The sequence below is a fragment of the Lysobacter sp. DMC97 genome (assembly GCF_056313745.1).
In genome coordinates, this window is sequence record NZ_JBQUZR010000009.1 from 68668 (window position 1) to 88046 (window position 19379).

Below are 19379 nucleotides of genomic sequence, written 5' to 3' on the forward strand. Positions count from 1 at the left end.
TGGCGAAGCCGTATCGGCAGCGTGCTTTGAATCCCCGGCCTTTTTTCCTGCCGCGGCGCTTGATGTGTGGACGCATTGGCAAATTCGCGGCATTGAAGAAAGGTATCTCACGATGCTGCAGCTTTTTTTCGCCCATCAAATCGAGGCCATGCGTCGCGCGGCCAAGAAACTCGCGCGCGAGGAAAGTCTTTCCTACAGCGCATCACAAGATCGCATTGCCAGAGAGAACGGCTATCGAAACTGGTCGTTGTTGATGAAGAACGGGCAACAGGATTCCGATGCCCGCCCGTACTTCTTCTTCCGACTGACAGATGAAGAAGTTGCCTCTTCCATGCGCTTCGTCCCAGACCCGGGACGTTACGCAGCCAGAACACGGGCAGAAGTGGCGCGGGCTCAAGTTGTTGACCTGAGCCAGCGCTTCGCCGACGCCAGAAACGCGGTCGATTTCGCAATCGCTTACCTTGAGGCCATTCTGGCGCAGCCAAAATTCAGAGTTTTTACTGATGCTCCGATCTATTGGGCAATGCGCTGCTGGCTACCTTATGTCGTCCACCCGGTCGACGAGGAGCCGAGTGATTGCATCATCCTGAATCGGAACTACAAACCTGTCGGCATGACGGCGCGCGAGCATGTGAATTACGAAGCGTTTCCAAATCTGCACATGAAGCTTGAGGTGGACGCCTGGCGGAAGTTCGCACACAAGGGCGCTCAAGATGCTTATCTTTTCAACGACGGATCAAGACCTTGGCTCTCTCGCCAGACCGCAACTGCCTACCTTGATCGGCTCCGCAGGATTGAGGTGTAGCTCTGCTGCGCTGGCTCGCACCGCGATGAGAGACTTGAGTCGCGATCATGTCATAGCCGCCAGCGATACAGGCTGGCGGCCGAAAGACCTGACAGCAAAGCCAGAGGGGTGTCGCACCTGAGGACTGCGAATTCGGGTTCGAAATGCAACTCGGACGAGGGATGCGCCGCTCCAACTGGCGGCGGCTCGCGGTCACCGCTGGCTTGGGATGTTGAAAGTCGGCGAAGCCGCCTCGATGAACGAGATCGCCCGCTGCGAGGGGACCGACCACAGCTACGTCGCACGTCACGTCAATCTGACCCTGTTGGCCCCGGACATCGTCGCGGCGATCCTCGACGAAACGCTGCCGGACGGTGTCCGGCTGCACTCCCTTTCGATCAATCCGCCGCTACTATGGGAAGAACAGCGAAGAGCGTTAGAGTAAGCTACGAACCCCCAAGAATTGGCCAAACGGCAACGCCATGGTATTTTTTTATTGTGCTACTGAGTCGATCACCATAAGGAATGGAAAATGCTCAAATGTCATGAAGAAGATGCACATGAACCCTTGAGTTGCATGACGTCGGAATCGGAAGTTCTTGATTCAAGAGGGGTGGTTGCTGGAAGTGCTTGTCGAGTTCGTGGCTGTACTTGTTCTAGCTTCCGAACTGGTGACAAATACAATGCACAGTTTTGCGAAAACTGTGGTCATGCGCGATCTAGTCACGTTTCTGGTTGATGCGAACGGTCATCTCAGTCTCTTGAGTTGACTACCATTGTCAATTGCTCTTTCTGAGCGATGTGGAAACAAACAACAGCGCCTTCGTTGGAGAAATCATGCTAAGGAAGCACATCAACGATTCTGTCTCAGTAGTTTCGATTTCATCAAGTGATATTGTCGGGCCGTGCGCGTGCCCGCAAGAAGGGTGTCAGCGCAGTGACGGCGAGTATCCATTCAGCAAGGGCTGGGTTGTTTTTGAGGAATTTGGCGGGCACTCAGGGAATTATCTGACGTCCGAGCCGTGTAGATGTTGCGATGGGAAAGGCCATCTGTTCGAAAACGAGAGGCCGTATTACAGATATTGCTTTGGCGTTCCAACGCGAGACGTATCGACGCCATACCCTAGGCCGTTTCCAATGCCGAGATCTGTTTATGAAGATCCAAAAGTGTTGGAGAGGATTCGAAATATAAGAGAAGCATCGCCTCCTGCCGAAGAAAAGAAAACGGATTGTTTCATAGCAACTGCAATCTATGGCGATTCTTCTATGGAAGTGGAGGTGCTTAGATGGTTTAGGGACAACTATCTATGCAAGCGCGCTCTAGGCAGGGCTTTCGTTAGAGTTTACTATCAGTTGTCTCCGCCACTCGCTTCATGGCTACGCTACCACAAGACTGCTGCGGGACTTGTGAGACATATTTTGACAGCAATAGTTGGCGCAGCATCAAGACTGCGTAGATGATTATTCCGGTATTTTCCAGGCTCAATGAACTGAATCATCAGATTTGTTCGGCCGCAGCTATTAAGGCCAATTGATCTTACCGTAACTCGTCTTGTATTTTCTGTAAAGGATTGCAAATGTCTCGGACAATCACAGTCAAAGTTCTAAACAGCAATGGCTATGGGCTGCCTGGCTACAAGGTCAAGGCATATGGTGGTGATGCTGTAATAACCGATAGAAATGGTAATGCGGCAATCGAAGCAGACGGGAACGCTGTAACGATTTATGTAAATGGAACGCAGGTTTATAGCGGATCTACAAGCAACTGCGAGAATCCGCTTAGGGTTTTCAGATAGAGCGATGGTTTCGACATTGAGCGGCGGAGTGCTTGGCGATTTTCTCCCAGAAAGGAGCGACACCATCGATTGCCGGCAGGTGAACTGCCTGTTACGCAGATACGGCGAAACTGCATGGTCTAATTTCAAGTCTCATCCGCACATTCATGCGTCACGCCTGAGAGTGTTCCTTTAGAAAATGCAGGGTCATTTCGCTATGTTCAACAGTTTCGAGATCCTTGGTAACGGCAGTTCATTTTCAAACTGGCCGTATAAAGAAACCGTATTCTCTATAGCGAGGCAAGCATGATTGCAATTTCTCGACTCCACGACAGGGGAATTTATCAGTTTCAAGGTCAAAAATTTGAAGAAACTGTCGAAGGATTGATGGGTTACAGATACAGTTTGCGCAACGAATATTCCCTATTTCAAACATCAAAAAAACTGCATTATTTTATTTTTTGGAGATTAATTCCAATAGCATTTATTGCTTTTTGGATATTTTACATTTTCTTTTACGAGCACACACACAATTTTTTTACGGTATTTGGTAGCTTTGGGCTTGCGGTTCCGATTTTATACATAGAACTTTTTTTGGTGCTTATAGTCCCATATTATATTTTCAGAAAAGTTAAACTTCAAAATAGCTTAGCTATTTTGCAAATTGAAATTGAAAAAGCATTATATAACGAGTTGTTGGATATGAAGTTGGGGGAAAAATCAGGGGAACCGGCTTTATCTCGTTTTTATGAAAATGGCAATTGAGGAAATGGAGCGATACGAGAGGAAGGTTTGAGTGGCCCGGGTGCGGTACTTCGTCAGCCCTGAAAAACCCACTCTGCCGCTAAAATCAAGGAATTTTCTGATTTCGTGTGTGCATGGATTGCCGGAAACCGCTATGTTCGCATGGGGTTTTGGCAATCCTGGGCATGGAATGAGGCGCAGCAAGACCCCATCCGAGGCCGACGCATCACGCGCGGACGAATTGTTCCGCTCGCGTCTGGACTCGCTGATCGATCTGCGCCATCCGCTGGCGCAATTGGCGGGACGGATCCCTAGGCGAGCTAGAAGACGCGCTGTCGGCGACGCTGCCGCCCGCACCGGTCGGCGGTGGTCGTCCGGCCCTGCCGATGCGGCTGATGGCGGACTTGCTCAATCTAAAGCATGCGAACGAACTGTCCGACGAAGACGTGTGCTGGCGCTGACTGGAAAACCCGTAGTGACAACAGTTCGTCATCGGGGAGGTGTTTTTCCAGACGCGGCTGCCGTGTGATCCCAGTTCGCTCACGCGCTGGCGCCGGCGGCTGGGCGAAGCGGGGATCGAGGAACTGCTGGCGCAGACGATCGCGGCGGCGCGGTCGATGATGGCGATCACAGTGGGCGATATGAAGCGCGTGATCGTGGACACGACGGCGCACACGATCGCCTGCGCGGCGAGCTACAACATTCACTGGCTGCTGCGCTGGATCGCGTTATTGCGCGCCTGGTGGATGGGAGCGCTCCAGCGTGTGCTGGCGTTGCGGGTGCCGCAACCGTCGCAAATGACGATTAGGAATCTGATTCTTTAGGAACGACTGGTTGGCATACGCAACGAGCATTAGTTTCGATGCTGACACCGTGATGCAAATCGAATCCACACATATTAGTAGAAGTTATTAATCACAATAAATTATGCTTTTTTACGCTTCTCCGGCGCGCTTGAAAACCGACGCCCACAGCACTTTAGAGTGCAATATATTTACTAAATCTATTTTTTTGGAGATGATATGTTAAGGAAGCACATCAACGACGACACGCTTTACCCAGTGTCCGTTAAAAATAGGGATGACATCGTTGGGCCTTGTCCATGCCCTCAAGAAGGCTGCCAGCCCCGTGACGGAGACGGCCCGTATAGGAAAGGCAATGTAGTAGTCGAGGAATATGGCGGTAATTCCGGGAATTATGTCACCTCGTATTCGTGCAAATGCTGCGATGCGAAAGGCGAACTTTATGCAGGAGAGAAGCCATATCGCAACTACTGCTTTTCATTCTCCGCTAGAGACTTGGCGACAATCTACCCAGCTCCATTTCCGATGCCCCGCTCTATCTATGAGCACCCCGAGTTAATTGAGCGAGTTCGGCGAAAAAGTGAGAACAAAAATGAGGAAAAGAAGGAGGCAAGCGAAAGTGAGTGTTACATAGCTACTGCTGTTTATGGCAGCGCTAGTCACCCTGCGGTATCGGCCCTTAGAAAGTTTCGCGACGGAAAGCTGAATACGAACAAAGCTGGTCGTTTTCTCGTTTTCTTCTACTATCGACTGTCTCCGTCTCTGGCTAAAAGAATCGATTCATCGTCACTTTTGGGCCGCAGCATAAGAAAAGCACTTGATCGCTTCGTATCTCACCTGAACTCTGTGTCCTGATGACGCTGCCGGCACTAAATGTCGATGTGGCAATTGAGCTGCCGGACGGTTCCGGCGGCATGCGTTCTCGATCTATCCACCGGCACCATTGGAGCAACAGCGTCGCACGCTCCGCACTGGCAGCGAAGATTTTGAAGCTTCTGCACTGCCCGAGGGAATGGAATCCTCGTTGAATGGGTCCACTATGCCGGCACCGCACGTTGCGACAAATCAACGACACGACCCAGACAGGACGCAACATGGCAACCAGGAAGTTTGCTGCCGAGGGCAGTCTTCACCTTTACTCCAGCCAGGCCAATCCGCTTTATCCCTCCGAACTCTATTTGCCGGAGCGATGGCCCGAGATGCGAGAGGGGCTGGAGCACTGCAACATCTATCTCATCACGCGGCGACGGCGCATCGTGCCAGAACCGTCCACGCTCCGCGTCGAAGCTGGTTGGTTGCATGGCGACTTGCACGTCCGCCACGGAATCGGTTGGGTGCAGGTGCCTTTTAGATACCGGCTGCACGAAGGACATCATGCCGGAGCACCAGATAGCGTCAGGATCACTGCCGATGGCGTCGGCAGCTATTTGATCGTCCAGAATCATCTGAGGCAGTGCATACGTCTCCCGACATATGCACTGCTTGCCGAAGCAGAGTGCGACCTAGGCTCGGCGACGGATCTCGAAGTCCTCTACATCGGTCAGGGAATCGGACGCACGCGAAGTCGAATTGCTGTCGATCGGCTGGTTGCGCACGACAAGCTGCAGCGCATTCTGGCTGAAACTATGACCGATGCGCCCGACGCCGAGGTCATTGTGCTGATGTATCGATTCGAGCACGCGAAGATGCATGTCAGCACTGGAGGCGATCTGACGCTGGAACCCACTGCAACGGCGGCCGAAGAGGTCGAGCATTTTCGTGCGCTGCATGCGGTTACGTTCAGTCGGAAACAGCAGATCGACCTCGCGGAAGCAGCCCTCATCCAACACTTCCAGCCGCCATACAATTGGACGTTCGTCAACTCTGACTTTGCCGCGAAAAGGAGGATGAAGCTCGTCAACTGTCTGGACGCTCAGGACGTTACCGGTCTCATTGTTGAAATCTCGACGTCTTATCTTCGTTCGCGTCTCTGGTCCAGATCGCGGAGGCCAGTGGACATCGACGACCTGTTTCCCGCCGGCTTTGACGCCTCGCACATCGCTCAGGCCTCGTCGGAAGACCGCGCGAGGTGGCAGTCCGATCTTCACGATATGATCCATGCTCAGATCGCCCAGATCGCGCTCACGACCACCGAAGAGCGAAACACGTTCCTGCATGGCATGAAGTGGCTCGACGAAAGCACCTGATCTTGGTCGCTGAGCCAGAGCGGTCTTGTCGCACTCGGTTCGTTAGGCTACGAATTCGCGTGAGAGAGCATTTGGAATTCAGTTGCTCTGGCACCACCATCGCATCGCCGCGCCGGACGCCCCGCGCGGCCGCCATCCCGACCGCGCGCGAATGACGGCGATCCGGGCCAAACGCATCTCGAAGAAACCCGCTACGGCGGAAGGCGCGCGCGGCGGGCGCGTTGCGGACGCGCGGAGAGGGTTTCGGTGAGCACCACCACCGCGGCACGGTCGAAATCGTCGAGCGTGCGGAAGGCTTCGATCAGTTGTTCCTCTTCGTCGTTGTGCGCGAAGAGACGATAAAGCACCGCGGGTGATGGGTCGTCGTCCCGGCCGAATGCCGGACGGCGCGTGTTCGAGCGCGACCCCTGCCCGGTCGCGAGCCATTCGAAGGTGCATCCCAGCGTCGCGGCCAAGCGCGCGAAGTTGGCGGTCGAGGGCGCCGACCCCGAGGCGCTTTCCCATTGCGCGACGGCGCTTCTGCTGAGGTTCAACGCGGCCGCCAGTTCGGACTGGGTGAGTCGTGCGGCCTGCCGTGCGCTTCGGATACGCAGGGCGATCTGCTTCTGCAGTGATCGATGTGCCATATGTCATCCACTTTGTCATGTCGAGGATTGCTGACGTCTTGTTGTCTCCTTTCACTGACAAAGCCGCGCCCGTCCGTTGTGTTCGGCTAACCCTGTTGCCTGCGTCAGTAGAACTATCGTGGAGCACGAAACCGGGGCGCCGCCACTTGGTTATGGTTGGCCCGCAGTCGACGCGAGACGCGGCGCGACCGATCGGAGATTCCGATCGGACCAGCGAAAGCAACGCCGCATCGGGATCGTCGACGGCCGCAGACGGCGGCGAACAGGACGCGCGAATCCCGCCGCCTGCTCACGCCACGCAACGATGCGCAGGCCGCGCGACGACGCGATGCCCGCAGGGCCATGGAAGGACAGGACGATGCTCGAAGACGACCTCTCGGACCGCTTCACCCAGGACCCGCTCCGCTTCCTGGACGAGCACTTCCCGCTGGGCGGCGGCGTCGTGCGCACCGGTGCCGCGGAATACGCGCTGGGCGATCCGATCGCCGCGCGCAACGTGCTGCGCAATGCCGACGGTCGCTATCACGAACACTCCGACTTCTTCCACAGCCGCTACGGCGACTTCGGGCCGCGCGCTTCGCAGCTGAAGGTCCGCCGCGAAGCGCGCGTGCTGGTGCGCGACCTGCTGCAGCAGCAGGATCCGCAGACGCTGCGCGCGCTGGTCGCCGAGCGATTGCCGGAAGTCACCGAATGGCCGGACGCGGGCAACCGGCTCGTGTACGGCCATCTCTCGCCGCTGCTGCTGGCGCCGGACAGCCCGCCGAAACTGCGCGCACTGCTCGACCGCATCGTCGAGCACGCGGTGCTGGCGAATGCACGCGCACGGCAGCCGCGATGGCGGCGCATGCTGCTGCAGTTCCAGACGACGTTCCAGTTGTCGAGCGCGATCGAGGCGCGGCAGCGGCAGCGGGGTTCGCAGCCGCGGGATCTGCTCGACGTCGTCGCCGACGCCGCCGAGCCCGGACAGCGGCTCGACGAGCTGTCGGAAATCTATCTGTCGTTCCTGTTCGCCGTCGCCGGTTCGATGGGCTTCGTGCTGGCGTGGTCGCTGTATCTCGCCGGCACGCATCCGCGCCGCGACGTGCCGGCGGAATGGATCGTGCGCGAGGCGCTGCGGCTGTGGCCGGTGGCCTGGCAACTGGGCCGGCAGCCGGCGACGGCGCATGCGGTCGCAGGCACCGACGTGACCACGACCGACGAAGTGGTGGTGTGTCCGTACCTGGTCCACCGGCATCCGGACTACTGGGCGGACGCCACGGAATTCCGGCCCGAGCGCTGGGGTGATCCCGCCGCCTGGCACAACCCGGCGTTCATTCCCTTCGGCCACGGTCCGCACCGCTGCGTGGCGGCTGACCTGTCGCAGCAACTGGTCAGCGCCCTCTTTGCCGCGATCGACGAAGGCCACGCGCTCACGGTCACGCCGCATGACACACGGCCGACCATCGCCGCGGCGATGGCGCCGCCACCGTTCCGGCTCGCGCGCCGCCGCGTCGACTGAGAGGCACGGCGCGCCGCCGGTCGCCGATCGGGGACCGGCCACGCGCACCGCGACGGACGACTGCGGTCGTCGTGCGTCCCGACGACACGAAGCCATCCCCTGATCACGCAACCGACGAAGGAGCATCACCATGAAGAAGGCGATCCGCGCGATGAAGGCGACCACGGGCATCCGCACCAGCACCCGGGCCCTCGACCACTGGCTGCGCTGCCACGACATCTGATCGAACGCCGGCTTGCGCCAGGCGTCGACACCCCATTCCCGGAGCGGCAACGGATTCCGGTCCATCGCCGCCCGCGGGGATACACGCGGTGAACCCACCGCACATTCCAACTCAAGGAGAGTGACATGAAGAAGGCAATCTGCGCGATGAAGGCGGCCATGGGCGTCCGTGGCATCGGCGGCTGCATCGGCTGGCGCTGGGTGTACTACCACAACATCTGATGCGGCACCGCGGGCGCAGGGATCGGTGCGTGCCGGTTCCTGCGTCCGATGCAAGACCCGAAGTCATTCATTTCAATTCAAAGGAGAACGACATGAAGAAGACCCTCTGCGCGATGAAGGCCGCCCTCGGCGTCCGTGGCATCGGTGGCTGCCACATGTGGCGCTGGGTGTACTACCACACCATCTGATCGCGCCAGCACGGGCGCGGGGATCGGTGCATGCCGGTCCCCGCGTTCGCGGGAAGACCCGGAGTCATTCATTCCATTCCAAGGAGAACGACATGAAGAAGACCCTCTGCGCGATGAAGGCCGCGATGGGCGTGCGCGGCGTGTTCGGCTGCTACGACTGGCGCTGGTTCAACTACCACAGCATCTGAAAACCGATGCAGGCCGTGCCGGGCGCAACCCCGGCCCGGTCTTCGACATTCCTTTTCCGGAGCACGACCGATGCAGGCACGGACCATCACCGAAACCGACAAGGTGCAGCAGTTCCGCCGCCGCCGCCGCGAGGAAGGCCTCGTGTTCTGGGATCGCGAAGACGCACTGGCCGTGCTCGATCCGCAGATCGCGCAGCGCCTGGAGGCGATGAACTACGCCGACCTGACGATGTTCGACGACGTCGCCGACGTGCTGCGCGGGCGCCAGAGCGCGCCGTTCAACTGGCACCGGCTGCGCCAGGCGTGGCTGGGCCAGATGCGCCACCTCAACGACACCGACGGCCTGCGCGCGATCGCCGGACGGATGGACGCGATCCTCGCCGCGGAGGATGGCCGCGAACAGGATCTGCTGTGGCTGGGCGAGCGCGTCGCGGTGGAGCCGCTGATTCCCGCGATCATCGACGGCCTCGGTCCGATCGACCGCCGCTGGGTGGTGTCGGAAGTGTTCTCCAAGGTCGCGTGGTTCCTTTCCGACATCGAGGACGGCCGCGTGTCGTCGTGGCACAAGCCGAAGATGATCACGCTGCAGGTGCTGGCCGGCCTCGTGGTGCGTCGCGAACTGAAGGGCCGCCTTTCCGGGCGCCGCCCGCGCCGCAAGGACCTTGCCGATCCGGTCGTCGACCTGATCCCCTCGCTCGGCCTCGGCCGCGCGGTCGACGCGGTCACGTCGCTGCTCACCGCGGTCACCGGTTCGCCGGGCGCGGCCGCGGCCTGCCTGCTGTTCGAGCTGGAACGCAATCCCGAATGGCGCGCGAAGATGGAGGCCGAACTCGGTGCGATCCCGCTCGACGACTTCTGCGCGTCGCCGACACGACTGGCGCCCATCACCGGCCGCTTCGTGAAGGAAGTGCTGCGCATCTGGAGCACGCCGCCGGTGGTGGTGCGCGACGTGCGTACCGACCTGCAGCACGGCGACATCAGCCTGAAGAAGGGCCAGTGCTACGTGCTCAGTTCGTACCTGATCCATCACGGCGAGCAGGACTGGGGCAATCCCGATGTCTTCGATCCCGACCGCTGGCTGGCGGAGGCACGCCGCAGCGGCCAGTGCCCGCATGGCAGCTACGTGCCCTTCGGCTGGGCGCCGAAGTCGTGCATCGGTGCCAACCTCGGCATGGCGCAGCTGATGCTCCTCGCCCATTTCGTCTGCACACGCTATGCGCTGCGCGTGCCGGATCCGCAGCGCGCATCGATGGCGGTCGCCTCGCTGGTGCGGCCCAGGGATTTCCACGGCGCGATCGTGCGCCGCGACGCCAACCCGCAGGGCGCGAGCGCACCATGAGAGATCTCACCACCGGCCGCATCGAAACCCATCTGGCGCGGATGTCGGGCGCCATCCTGCTGAACATGCTCGCGGGCAACCTGTTCGCGCTGATCAATCTCTACTGGCTCGGGCGGCTGGGCCCGCACGCGCAGGCCGCCGTCACGCTGGCCGGCTTCCCGATGATGCTGCTGCTCACGCTGATGCCGATCGTCGGCGTCGGCGCGGGCATCCTGATCTCGCATGCGGTCGGCGGCGGCGACCGCGCGTGCGCCAACCGCATCTTCAACGAAGCCTTCGGCGCCGCGCTGCTGTTCATGGCCGCGTTCGGCACCGTCGCGTGGATCGAGCGCGACGCCTTCGGCCGGCTGCTGACGTCCGACGCCGACACCGCGGCGCTGATCGCCACCTACTTCCGCTGGTTCGTCCCGGCGATCGTGGTGCAGCTGCCGATGTACATCGTCGCCAGCGCGCTGGAATTCACCGGCAACGTGCGCACCGGCACCATCGCGCAGCTGTCGACGCTGGCCTTGAACGCGGTGCTGGCACCGCTGCTGATGTTCGGCTGGCTGGGCCTGCCCGCGCTGGGCGTCGCCGGCACCGGCATGGCCACGTTCCTTGCGTGCGGCCTGACCATGATCGGCGTGCTTGCCTGGTTCGCCCGCAGCGACACCTACCTGCGCCTGCAGCCTGCGGTGTGGATGTCGCGGCCACGGGAGCTGTGGGGCGCGCTGAAGATCGGCCTGCCCACCGGCATCGAAAGTGCGATCGTCGCGGTTTACCTGCTCGCCATCGCCCTGCTGCTGCGGCCGTTCGGTGCGGACGAGCAGGCTGCGTTCGGCGTCGGCCAGCGCGTGTTCCAGTCGCTGCTGATGCCGCTGATGGCACTGAGCAGCGCGACCTGCGTGATCGTCGGCCAGAGCCACGGCGCGGGGCTGGCCGATCGCGTCCGCGACACGCTGCGCCGCAGTCTGCGCGTGGGTCTGGTGCTTGCGCCGGTGATGCTGCTGGCGATCGAGCTCGGTGCGCCGTGGCTCTGCCGCCTGTTCACCGACGATGCCGCGGTCGCCGTCGCCTGCACGCGGTTCCTGCGCATCGCCGCGATCACGTTGCTTCCCTCGGCCGTGTCGTACCTGGTCTTCGCGGCACTGTCGGGCACCGGCTACACCCGCGCCAGCCTGTTCACGCAGATCGTCTATGCATCGACGGTGGTCGTGATGGCGTTCGTGCTGTCACGCCTGCCCGGATTCCGCCCCGCTTGGCTGTGGACGACGATGGCCGCGGCCGGCTTCGTGCAGGCGGGCATGGCGGTCTGGTTCGCGCGTCGCCATTTCGGTCGACGGGACGGCGCGTTGCCCGCCGTCGCTCCCGGCGAAGCCGGCGCACCGGCCTGATCGGCACCGCCAGAGGCCCGCATGCGCAATGCCGCCATCGCCCATGACGCTCGCCTCCGCGACGACGTGCCGTTCGTGCGCGAGGTCGGCGGCATCGAGGAATACCGCCTCGCCGCCAATGGCCTGCGCGTGCTGTACATGCCGGTCGCCGCCATGCCCGTCGCGTTGACGATGCTGACCTATGCGGCCGGCAGCCGGCACGAGCCGCCCGGGGTGAAGGGCGCGAGCCACATGATCGAACACATGATGTTCAAGGGCACCGATCGCTTCCGGCGCGCGCTCGGTACCTCGATCCACGACCTGCTGCATCCCTGCGGGGCGGAGGTCAACGCGACCACGTGGATGGACCGCACGCACTACTTCAATCTCGTGCCGCTCGACCAGCTCGAACTGTCCGCCGAGATCGAGGCCGATCGCATGCGCGGCCTGCGCATGGACACCGACGATCTCGAAGCGGAGCGCGTGGTCGTGCTGAACGAGCACGACCTGTACGCCGGCGACCCGCTGGAACGGCTGCACCAGGCGGTGTGGGGCGCGGCGTTTCCCGCGCACCCCTACGGCCATCCCGTGCTCGGAACCCGCGAGGACATTCTCGGTCTGCGGCGCGACGCGCTGCTCGACTTCCATCGCCGCCACTACCGTCCGGACAACGCCACACTCACCGTGATCGGCGATGTCGCACGCGAGCGCGTGCTCGATCTTGCATTGCGCCACTTCGGCGACATCGACGTGCCCGGCACGCACGTCGCCGCGGAGCCCGCGCCCGAGCCCGCGCAGGGCCGCGAGCGCCGCATCACGCTCGCGCAGGCGACGCCACCGGACTGGGTCATGCTGGGTTATCGCACGCCCGATGGCCGCAGCGCCGACATCGATGCGCTGGAACTGCTCGGGTTGATCCTCGTCGGCGGCAAGCTGTCGCGGCTGTATCGCCCGCTGGTCGCCAGCGGCCTGGCCACGCATGCCTGGTCCACCGTGGCGCGACTGCACGACCCGGGCCTGTTCCAGGTGCAGGCGCAGCCGGCACTGACGCAGGATCACGCCCGCGTCGAACGCATGCTCCGAGACGCGATCGACGCGATCCGCCACGACGGCGTGACCGACGCCGAGGTCGCACGCGCCGCGGGCTTCCTGCGCGGCCAGCTGGCGACCGGCCGCGACGGCCCGATGGCGATGGCGATGCAGCTCAACGAGGCGATCGCCGCCGGCGACTGGACGCTCTACGCGACGGTCCACGAACGCATCGCCGCGGTCACGCCCGCGGACGTGCAGCGCGTCGCGAAGACGCATCTGCTCGACGCGCAGCTGACGGTGGGCCACCTCGCCCATGATCCGGCGCATGCCGATGCCAGCGCGGACGAGGCCTGCGCATGACGACCGCGCTCGCCCCGCCGACACGATCCGCGCCGGCGATGCCGGAGATCGTGGATGTGCCGCTGGCGCAGGGCAGTCTGCATGCGCTGCAGGCGGCCACGCCGGCGGCGTTCGCGCTGGCGGGCGCCATCCGCACGGCGCCCGCGATCGAACGTGGCGAACACCTGCTGCAGCAGCTGGTGGTCGCGCTGCTGACCTGCGGCACGCAGGGGCGCGACGAATTCACCTTCGCGGAAGCGCTCGAAAGCCGCGGCGCCTCGCTGGCGTTCGAGTCCGAACCCGGGCGCGTGTCGTTCTCGGTGCGTGCCTGCACCGCCGACCTGCCGGTCGTCGCCGAGCTGCTCGGCGACGCGTTGCGTGCGCCGCGTTTCGACGAGGCGAGCTTCCAGGCCGAACGCCAGCGCATGATCGCGGGCCTGCAGGCGATCGCCGCCGATCCGGCGACGCTGGCCGCCGACGCATTGGCGCGCGCGCTGTACCCGCCTTCGCATCCGCGCCATGCGGCCGACATCGACACGGCGATCGCATGGCTGGACGCGTTCACCGTCGACGACGTGCGCCGTCATCATCACCAGCATTTCGGCGCGAACACGCTGCGCATCGTCGCCGTGGGCGACGTCGAGCCCGACACGGCCGCGGATGCGCTGTCGCGTGCGTTCGATGGCTGGACACCGCGCGACGTGCGCGCATGGCCCGCAAGTGCGGATGCGCACCCGCCGCCGTCGACGACATCGACCCGCATCGATGTGCCCGACAGCGGCCACTTCCAGGTCTCGCTCGGACAACGCTTCGCACTGCGCTGCGACCACCCCGACTACGCCGCGCTGTGGCTGGCGAACCACGTGCTGGGTGCCGGCTTCGGTTCGCGGCTCGTGGCGTCGGTACGCGAAGCGAAGGGGCTGACCTACGCGATCCGCTCGCAGCTGGCGAAGCCGCATCCGGATTTCGACGGCCACTGGCAGATCGATCTGTCGCTGAGCCCCGGGATGCTGGACGCCGGACTCGCGGCGACGCGCGAGACGCTGGCGCGATTCGTCGACGGCGGCGTGGGCGCGGAGGAACTCGACCTGCGCCGGCGCCAGGCCATCGGCGCGTTCCAGATCAGCCTGGCGACCCTGTACGGCCTCAGCGAGACCGTGCTGTTCGGGCTGGAAAGCGGCTGGGGCACGGATCACCTGAGCAGCTTCCCCGAGCGTCTGCGCGCGGTGGACGTGCCTCAGCTCGATCGCGTGCTGCGCGCCGGTTTCGTGCCCGAGACGGCGCAGGTCGCGATCGCGGGCCCGTTCGGCGACGCGAACGCCTGACCTCGTGGATCAGGCGTCGGGCGCCTCGTCGGCCGCGGCGGCGATGCGCCGGGCGAGGAAGTCGAAGTAGCCGTCGATGTAGACGCTGTCGCCGTCGGCATCGAGCAGGAACGGATTCATCAGCGTGTGGCGCAGGATCACCAGCCGGTCGCGCTCGGGATCGGCCTCGTCCAGCGCATCCGCCGGCAGGCCCAGCGCGTCGAGCACGCGCGCGGTGTCGGCGGCGCCCATGGTCTCGCGGCGCAGCGTGGTGATCGAGCCGAAGTGCTCGCCGAGCTGCAGCGGCTTGGTCGGATCGGCGCTGAGCGCGCGATGCAGGCCGCGGACGAAGCGGTTCATCGCCGCGATGTCGCGGTTGCCGTGCGGGTTGAGCGCGAGGCAGACGAGGTTGCTGTCGGGCGCGAACGGCACCGTCGCCTGCGCCAGCGGTGCGATGCGCGCGATGAAGCGGTCGGCGGCAGCGAGGAAGGCCTCGGTGTTGCGGATGCTCTGCGCCGGCAGCCGGCCGAAGCGCGCGTGGTCGAGCGGCATCACGCGATGGGTCACGTACACCGCCGCGGCCATCGCGCCCGGCTTCGAGCCTTCGGGGATGTAGCGGCCGAGCTGGCGATGGCGCTGGAAGTAGTCGCCGTCGGCGGCCTGGTCGAACACGTAGTCCGCGCCTTCCGACAGCAGCCCGATCGCGCGCTGGTCGCGGCACAGGAACGCGCCGGCGCCGTACGGCAGGTAGCCGAGCTTGTGCGGATCGATGGTGATCGAATCCATGCGCGCCATCGCGCCCACCGCCGCATGCACCGCGGGGCTCGGGAACGCGGCGAATTCCGCGCCGACCGCGTCCGCGCTGCGCAGTGCGCCGTCGGCATCGCGGAACAGCGTCGCGAGGTAGCCGCCCCACGCGGCATCGAGATGCAGCGCCATGCCGAGGCCGTCGCGATGCAGGCGATCGCGCAGGTCGGCGAGGCCGTCGAGCGGATCGATGGTGCCGAACTCGGTGCTGCCGAGCACGCCGACGGTCATCAGCACCGGCTGGTGCGTGCGGCGGCAGGCGTCGAGCTGTTCCGCGAGCGCGTCAAGATCCAGCCGCATCGCCTTGCCGGGGATGAGCCGCAGCTGCGCACGACCGAGCCCGAGCAGCTTCGCGCCCTTGCTCCACGAGTAGTGCGCGGTGGCCGGCGCGAACACCAGCGGCGTCGACAGCGTCGGATGCCGCGCAAGGAATTCGGCGAGGCCCAGCGTCTCCAGCCGCGCGTCCTCGACCCGGCGCGACCAGCGCGCGCGTTCGTCGCCGGGCATCGCCGCCAGCGCGTCGCACCAGCGCGCGTACAACGCGGTCGATTCGGCGGGCAGCAGGTTGAACGCGGCCCAGTCGTCGTCGGGCAGATCATCGAGCGGTGCTTTCGCCGCGCGCAGCGCCACCGGAAGCGCCTTCAGCGCCAGCGCCAGCCGCAGGCCCTGCACGTTCGCCAGCGTGCCGCCGGAGGTGAGATGGCCGAACGCGCAGTCGGCGCGCGCGGGATCGGCGACGTAGCCGACCATCGCCGCGAGCTGCAGGCCGGCCTTCAGTTCGAGATCGATCGTGACCGGCGCGGCGTCGGCGCTGACGTTGTTCGGGTTGTACGGCAGCGCCAGCATCTGCGCGACGAGGCCGGGCAGCAGCAGGTCGCTGACCATGTGGCCGATGTAGCGCGGGCTGTGGAACGGCACGCTGCGCTTGAGCGCCGCGGACAGCTGGTGCAGTTCGCGCCGCAGCCGCGATTCGAAGTCGACATAGTCCCCGCGCCGGTTGGCGCCGGTGGGGATCGCCGGCGCGTCCTCGGGATGCAGGTTGCGACGCCAGTAGACGTGGTCGCGCAGGAAGCCGACGACCAGCGATTCCAGCAGGTCGTCGTTCTCGGCATACGGGCCGAGGAAGCACGGGTACAGCGCGGGATCGGCACTCATGCCGCCGCGCCGCAGAGGCTGTCGAGCGCCAGCGCGGTCATGCGTGCGAGGCCGCGTTCGCGCTCGATCGCGGGCATGTGCCGGCCTTCTTCGAGGTGGTCGCTGACGGTGAGCAACGACAGCGCGGCGATGCCTTCGCGCATCGCCAGCCCGTACAGCCCGGCCGATTCCATGTCGATGCCGAGGATGCGGTGCCGGCGCAGGTGCGCGACGAGGTCGCGGTCGCCGTCGTAGAAGCAGTCGGTGCTGAAGACGTGGGCGACGCGCACGGAGACCGACTGCCGCTCGGCGGTGTCGACGACCGCCCGCAGCATCGCGAAATCGGCGCAGGCGGCGAGGTCGTGATTGCCGAAATGCAGGCGGTTGAAGCGCGAGTCGGTGCTGGCGCCCTGGGCGACCAGCAGGTCGCCCAGCGCGACGTCGCCGACGCCGCCGCAGGTGCCCAGGCGCACGATCCGCCGCACGCCGTAGACGCGCGCGAGTTCGGTGGCGTAGATCGCCGACGACGGAATGCCCATGCCGCTGCCCATCACCGACACCGGGCGGCCGAGCCACGAGCCGGTGTAGCCGAGCATGTTGCGGCGGGTGTTGAATTCGATCGGCGAATCGAGGAATTCGCGGGCGATGTGCCGCGCGCGCAGCGGGTCGCCGGGGAAGAGGACGATGTCGGCGATGGCGCCGGGTTCGGCGTCGAGATGCGGCGTGCTCATGCGGAAGGCGCCCGTGTCGGCACGCCGTCCTGCGGCGCGCGGTCGGTGAGGAAGCAGCGGCCCGCCGCCAGCGGCGGCAGGCCGAGATGGGTGGCCAGGCCCTGGCCGAGGTCGGCGAACGAGTCGCGGCGGCCCAGCGCGCGCGGCGCCAGCCCCGGGCCGTACGCGAGCAGCGGCACGGTCTCGCGGGTGTGGTCGCTGCCGGGCCAGGTCGGGTCGCAACCGTGGTCGGCGCTGAGCACCAGCAGGTCGCCCGGGCGCAGCGCGGCGAGCAGCGACGGCAGGCGCGCATCGAAGGCTTCGAGCGCGGCGCCGTAGCCCAGCGGGTCGCGGCGATGGCCGTACACGCTGTCGAAGTCGACGAAGTTGACCGCGACCAGCGCGCCGTCGCCCGCACCGGCGAGCGCGGCCAGCGTCACGTCGAACAGCGCGTCGTGGCCGCTGGCCGGCCGCACCGACGCCACGCCGCGGTGGGCGAAGATGTCGCCGATCTTGCCGACCGCGATCACGTCGCCGCCGGCAGCGTCCACCGCATCGAACAGCGTCGGCGCCGGTGGCGGCAGCGCGTAGTCGCGGCGATGGCCGGTGCGCGTGAAGCCGGTCTCCGGCGTGCCAACGAAGGGCCGCGCGATCACCCGGCCGATGTCGTATGGCGCGAGCAGCAGGCGCGCGAGTTCGCACAGCGCGTGCAGCCGCTGCAGGCCGAAGCTGTCCTCGTGCGCGGCGATCTGCAGCACCGAGTCGGCGGAGGTGTAGACGATGGGTTTGCCGCTGGCCATGTGCTCGGCGCCGAGCCGGGCGATGATCTCGGTGCCCGAGGCGTGGCAGTCGCCGAGCACGCCGGGCAGGTCGCCCTGCGTGATCAGCGCGCGCAGCAACTCGGGCGGGAACGAATGTTCGTGCGCCGGGAACAGGCCGAACGGACGATCGAGCACCACGCCCATGCTTTCCCAGTGCCCGGACGGCGTGTCCTTGCCGCAGGCGCGCTCGACCGCGTACCCCCAGCAGGCCTCCGGCATCGGCAGGTCGATGAAGCCGGCGGCCGCACGCCCGCGGGCCTGCGCGTGCGCCTGCGGCAGGCCCAGGCGCGTGAGCGCCGGCAGGCGCAGCGGCCCGCGCGGGGCCTCGGCGCAGGCGGCGGCGATGTGGCCGAAGGTGTCGGCCCCGGCGTCGCCGTAGGCCGCGGCATCGGGCGCAGCGCCCAGACCGAGGGAATCGAGCACGACCCAGACGGCACGCGGCATGGCAGCGCCCCCCTGCTCAGGCGGCCGGCGCGGCGAGCGCGGCGGCGATGTCGGCGAACAGGCCACTGGCGCCGATCCGGAAGCGCTCCGGCGTCACCCACTCGGTGCCCAGCCGGTCTTCTGCCAGCGCGACATAGGCCTGCGCCGCGGCCAGCGTGCGGATGCCCCCGGCCGCCTTGAAGCCGCACAGGCCGCCGCCGGCCGCGATCTCGTCGAGCATGATCGCGGCGGCGTCGAGCGTGGCGTTGACCGCGACCTTGCCGGTCGAGGTCTTGAGGAAATCCACGCCCGCGGTCAGGCCGATGCGGCAGGCGGCGCGGATGCGCGCCGGCGACGCCAGTTCGCCGGTTTCGAGGATCAGCTTGAGCGCCGTGCGCGTGCCGCAGACTTCGCGGCAGGCGTCGACCCCGCGGCGCGCGGCGTCGGTGCGTCCTTCCATCAGCGCGCGGTACGGCAGCACCAGGTCGATCTCATCGGCGCCGGCGGCGATCGCGCGGCGGGTCTCGCGGGTGATGCGCGCGGCATCGTCGCTGCCGTCCGGGAAGTTCACCACCGTCGCGACCTTGACGCCGGTGTCGGCCATCGCCTCGCGCACCGCCAGCACGTATTCCGGATATACGCACAGCGCCGCCGGCAGGCCGGCGGGCAGGCGCGCGGAGGCGCACAGCGCGCGGATCGCGGCGGGCGTGTCGTCCTCGCCGAGGCTGGTCAGGTCGAGCAGCGGCAGCAGGCGCGCGGCGAGGTCGGCGGGCGGAACGGTGGACACGGCGGCGGCTCCCTGCGCAGGTACGGAGGCGACAGCCTAGGGAGCCGGCCGCGCCGCCGTTTTGACCTGCCGCAAATCGGCGCGGCCCGGCGCGT

At 64.8% G+C, this 19379-nt stretch carries 16 protein-coding genes and 1 pseudogene; 12 read left to right on the top strand and 5 right to left on the bottom strand.

The genetic code is table 11. The annotated features are described in order from the left end of the window. The first annotated feature begins 64 nt into the window (after positions 1 to 64). The 7 genes and pseudogenes from ACT53Q_RS18360 (at position 65) to ACT53Q_RS18390 (ending at position 6292) form a co-directional block, all read left to right on the top strand. Positions 65 to 805, top strand: a complete 741-nt coding sequence (locus tag ACT53Q_RS18360) for a hypothetical protein (protein ID WP_476188113.1) — start codon at positions 65 to 67, stop codon at positions 803 to 805. A gap of 235 nt (positions 806 to 1040) precedes the next feature. Next, positions 1041 to 1229, top strand: a complete 189-nt coding sequence (locus tag ACT53Q_RS18365; protein WP_476188114.1) for a hypothetical protein — start codon at positions 1041 to 1043, stop codon at positions 1227 to 1229. Positions 1230 to 1921: 692 nt separating this feature from the next. Continuing rightward, positions 1922 to 2245 (top strand): CFI-box-CTERM domain-containing protein, encoded by a 324-nt coding sequence (locus tag ACT53Q_RS18370; RefSeq protein WP_476188227.1) that lies wholly within the window; start codon positions 1922 to 1924, stop codon positions 2243 to 2245. A gap of 620 nt (positions 2246 to 2865) precedes the next feature. Further along, entirely contained in the window at positions 2866 to 3324 is a 459-nt protein-coding gene (locus ACT53Q_RS18375; protein ID WP_476188115.1) for a hypothetical protein, read from the top strand. A gap of 169 nt (positions 3325 to 3493) precedes the next feature. Continuing rightward, positions 3494 to 3992: pseudogene (locus ACT53Q_RS18380) on the top strand (transposase); the annotation flags it as partial. A gap of 639 nt (positions 3993 to 4631) precedes the next feature. Further along, positions 4632 to 4961 (top strand): CFI-box-CTERM domain-containing protein, encoded by a 330-nt coding sequence (locus tag ACT53Q_RS18385; RefSeq protein ID WP_476188228.1) that lies wholly within the window; start codon positions 4632 to 4634, stop codon positions 4959 to 4961. Between the two features lie 239 nt (positions 4962 to 5200). After that, positions 5201 to 6292 carry a hypothetical protein gene (locus ACT53Q_RS18390; protein WP_476188116.1) on the top strand — a complete coding sequence of 364 codons (1092 nt, stop codon included), beginning with the start codon at positions 5201 to 5203 and terminating at the stop codon, positions 6290 to 6292. Between the two features lie 191 nt (positions 6293 to 6483). Here the strand turns inward: ACT53Q_RS18390 and ACT53Q_RS18395 are convergent, their stop codons facing one another. Next, complete coding sequence (locus ACT53Q_RS18395; RefSeq protein ID WP_476188117.1) at positions 6484 to 6918, bottom strand: helix-turn-helix domain-containing protein; 435 nt, start codon at positions 6916 to 6918, stop codon at positions 6484 to 6486. Positions 6919 to 7276: 358 nt separating this feature from the next. Here ACT53Q_RS18395 and ACT53Q_RS18400 point away from each other — a divergent pair, with 358 nt between their 5' ends. The 5 genes from ACT53Q_RS18400 to ACT53Q_RS18420 all read left to right on the top strand — a co-directional run bounded on the left by ACT53Q_RS18400 (position 7277) and on the right by ACT53Q_RS18420 (position 14623). Beyond that, entirely contained in the window at positions 7277 to 8416 is a 1140-nt protein-coding gene (locus tag ACT53Q_RS18400; RefSeq protein WP_476188118.1) for a cytochrome P450, read from the top strand. An 890-nt stretch (positions 8417 to 9306) separates the two neighbouring features. Next, positions 9307 to 10575, top strand: coding sequence for a cytochrome P450 (locus ACT53Q_RS18405; RefSeq protein WP_476188119.1), 1269 nt, complete (start codon positions 9307 to 9309; stop codon positions 10573 to 10575). Next, positions 10572 to 11948: an MATE family efflux transporter gene (locus ACT53Q_RS18410; RefSeq protein ID WP_476188120.1), complete on the top strand. Its 1377-nt coding sequence runs from the start codon at positions 10572 to 10574 to the stop codon at positions 11946 to 11948. Before ACT53Q_RS18405 ends, ACT53Q_RS18410 begins: the two co-directional genes overlap by 4 nt. A 21-nt stretch (positions 11949 to 11969) precedes the next feature. Then, on the top strand, positions 11970 to 13319 hold the full coding sequence (locus ACT53Q_RS18415) for a M16 family metallopeptidase (RefSeq protein ID WP_476188121.1): 1350 nt from the start codon (positions 11970 to 11972) through the stop codon (positions 13317 to 13319). Continuing rightward, positions 13316 to 14623, top strand: coding sequence for a M16 family metallopeptidase (locus ACT53Q_RS18420; RefSeq protein ID WP_476188122.1), 1308 nt, complete (start codon positions 13316 to 13318; stop codon positions 14621 to 14623). Before ACT53Q_RS18415 ends, ACT53Q_RS18420 begins: the two co-directional genes overlap by 4 nt. A gap of 9 nt (positions 14624 to 14632) precedes the next feature. Here the strand turns inward: ACT53Q_RS18420 and ACT53Q_RS18425 are convergent, their stop codons facing one another. Genes ACT53Q_RS18425 through deoC form a run of 4 tightly spaced genes read right to left on the bottom strand, consistent with a single transcriptional unit; the run spans position 14633 to position 19284 of the window. Next, the gene (locus ACT53Q_RS18425; protein WP_476188123.1) at positions 14633 to 16564 is read right to left on the bottom strand and encodes a pyridoxal phosphate-dependent decarboxylase family protein; all 1932 of its coding nucleotides are present in this window, start codon (positions 16562 to 16564) and stop codon (positions 14633 to 14635) included. Next, on the bottom strand, positions 16561 to 17274 hold the full coding sequence (deoD, locus tag ACT53Q_RS18430; RefSeq protein WP_476188124.1) for a purine-nucleoside phosphorylase: 714 nt from the start codon (positions 17272 to 17274) through the stop codon (positions 16561 to 16563). The genes ACT53Q_RS18425 and deoD overlap by 4 nt, the downstream gene beginning before the upstream one ends. After that, entirely contained in the window at positions 17271 to 18518 is a 1248-nt protein-coding gene (locus ACT53Q_RS18435) for a phosphopentomutase (RefSeq protein ID WP_476188125.1), read from the bottom strand. The genes deoD and ACT53Q_RS18435 overlap by 4 nt, the downstream gene beginning before the upstream one ends. 16 nt (positions 18519 to 18534) lie before the next feature. Beyond that, a complete protein-coding gene (gene deoC, locus ACT53Q_RS18440) occupies positions 18535 to 19284 on the bottom strand; it encodes a deoxyribose-phosphate aldolase (protein ID WP_476188126.1) in 750 nt (249 codons plus the stop codon). Positions 19285 to 19379 lie beyond the last annotated feature (95 nt).

Bases quoted from the DNA above. Each gene is read 5' to 3' on its own strand.
- ACT53Q_RS18385 (WP_476188228.1), top strand. From the start codon at position 4,632: ATGCCCCGCTCTATCTATGAGCACCCCGAGTTAATTGAGCGAGTTCGG.
- ACT53Q_RS18365 (WP_476188114.1), top strand. From the start codon at position 1,041: ATGAACGAGATCGCCCGCTGCGAGGGGACCGACCACAGCTACGTCGCA.
- deoD (WP_476188124.1), bottom strand. From the start codon at position 17,274: ATGAGCACGCCGCATCTCGACGCCGAACCCGGCGCCATCGCCGACATC.
- ACT53Q_RS18425 (WP_476188123.1), bottom strand. From the start codon at position 16,564: ATGAGTGCCGATCCCGCGCTGTACCCGTGCTTCCTCGGCCCGTATGCC.
- ACT53Q_RS18420 (WP_476188122.1), top strand. From the start codon at position 13,316: ATGACGACCGCGCTCGCCCCGCCGACACGATCCGCGCCGGCGATGCCG.
- ACT53Q_RS18410 (WP_476188120.1), top strand. From the start codon at position 10,572: ATGAGAGATCTCACCACCGGCCGCATCGAAACCCATCTGGCGCGGATG.
- ACT53Q_RS18415 (WP_476188121.1), top strand. From the start codon at position 11,970: ATGCGCAATGCCGCCATCGCCCATGACGCTCGCCTCCGCGACGACGTG.
- ACT53Q_RS18370 (WP_476188227.1), top strand. From the start codon at position 1,922: ATGCCGAGATCTGTTTATGAAGATCCAAAAGTGTTGGAGAGGATTCGA.
- ACT53Q_RS18395 (WP_476188117.1), bottom strand. From the start codon at position 6,918: ATGGCACATCGATCACTGCAGAAGCAGATCGCCCTGCGTATCCGAAGC.
- ACT53Q_RS18435 (WP_476188125.1), bottom strand. From the start codon at position 18,518: ATGCCGCGTGCCGTCTGGGTCGTGCTCGATTCCCTCGGTCTGGGCGCT.
- ACT53Q_RS18390 (WP_476188116.1), top strand. From the start codon at position 5,201: ATGGCAACCAGGAAGTTTGCTGCCGAGGGCAGTCTTCACCTTTACTCC.
- ACT53Q_RS18405 (WP_476188119.1), top strand. From the start codon at position 9,307: ATGCAGGCACGGACCATCACCGAAACCGACAAGGTGCAGCAGTTCCGC.
- ACT53Q_RS18400 (WP_476188118.1), top strand. From the start codon at position 7,277: ATGCTCGAAGACGACCTCTCGGACCGCTTCACCCAGGACCCGCTCCGC.
- ACT53Q_RS18375 (WP_476188115.1), top strand. From the start codon at position 2,866: ATGATTGCAATTTCTCGACTCCACGACAGGGGAATTTATCAGTTTCAA.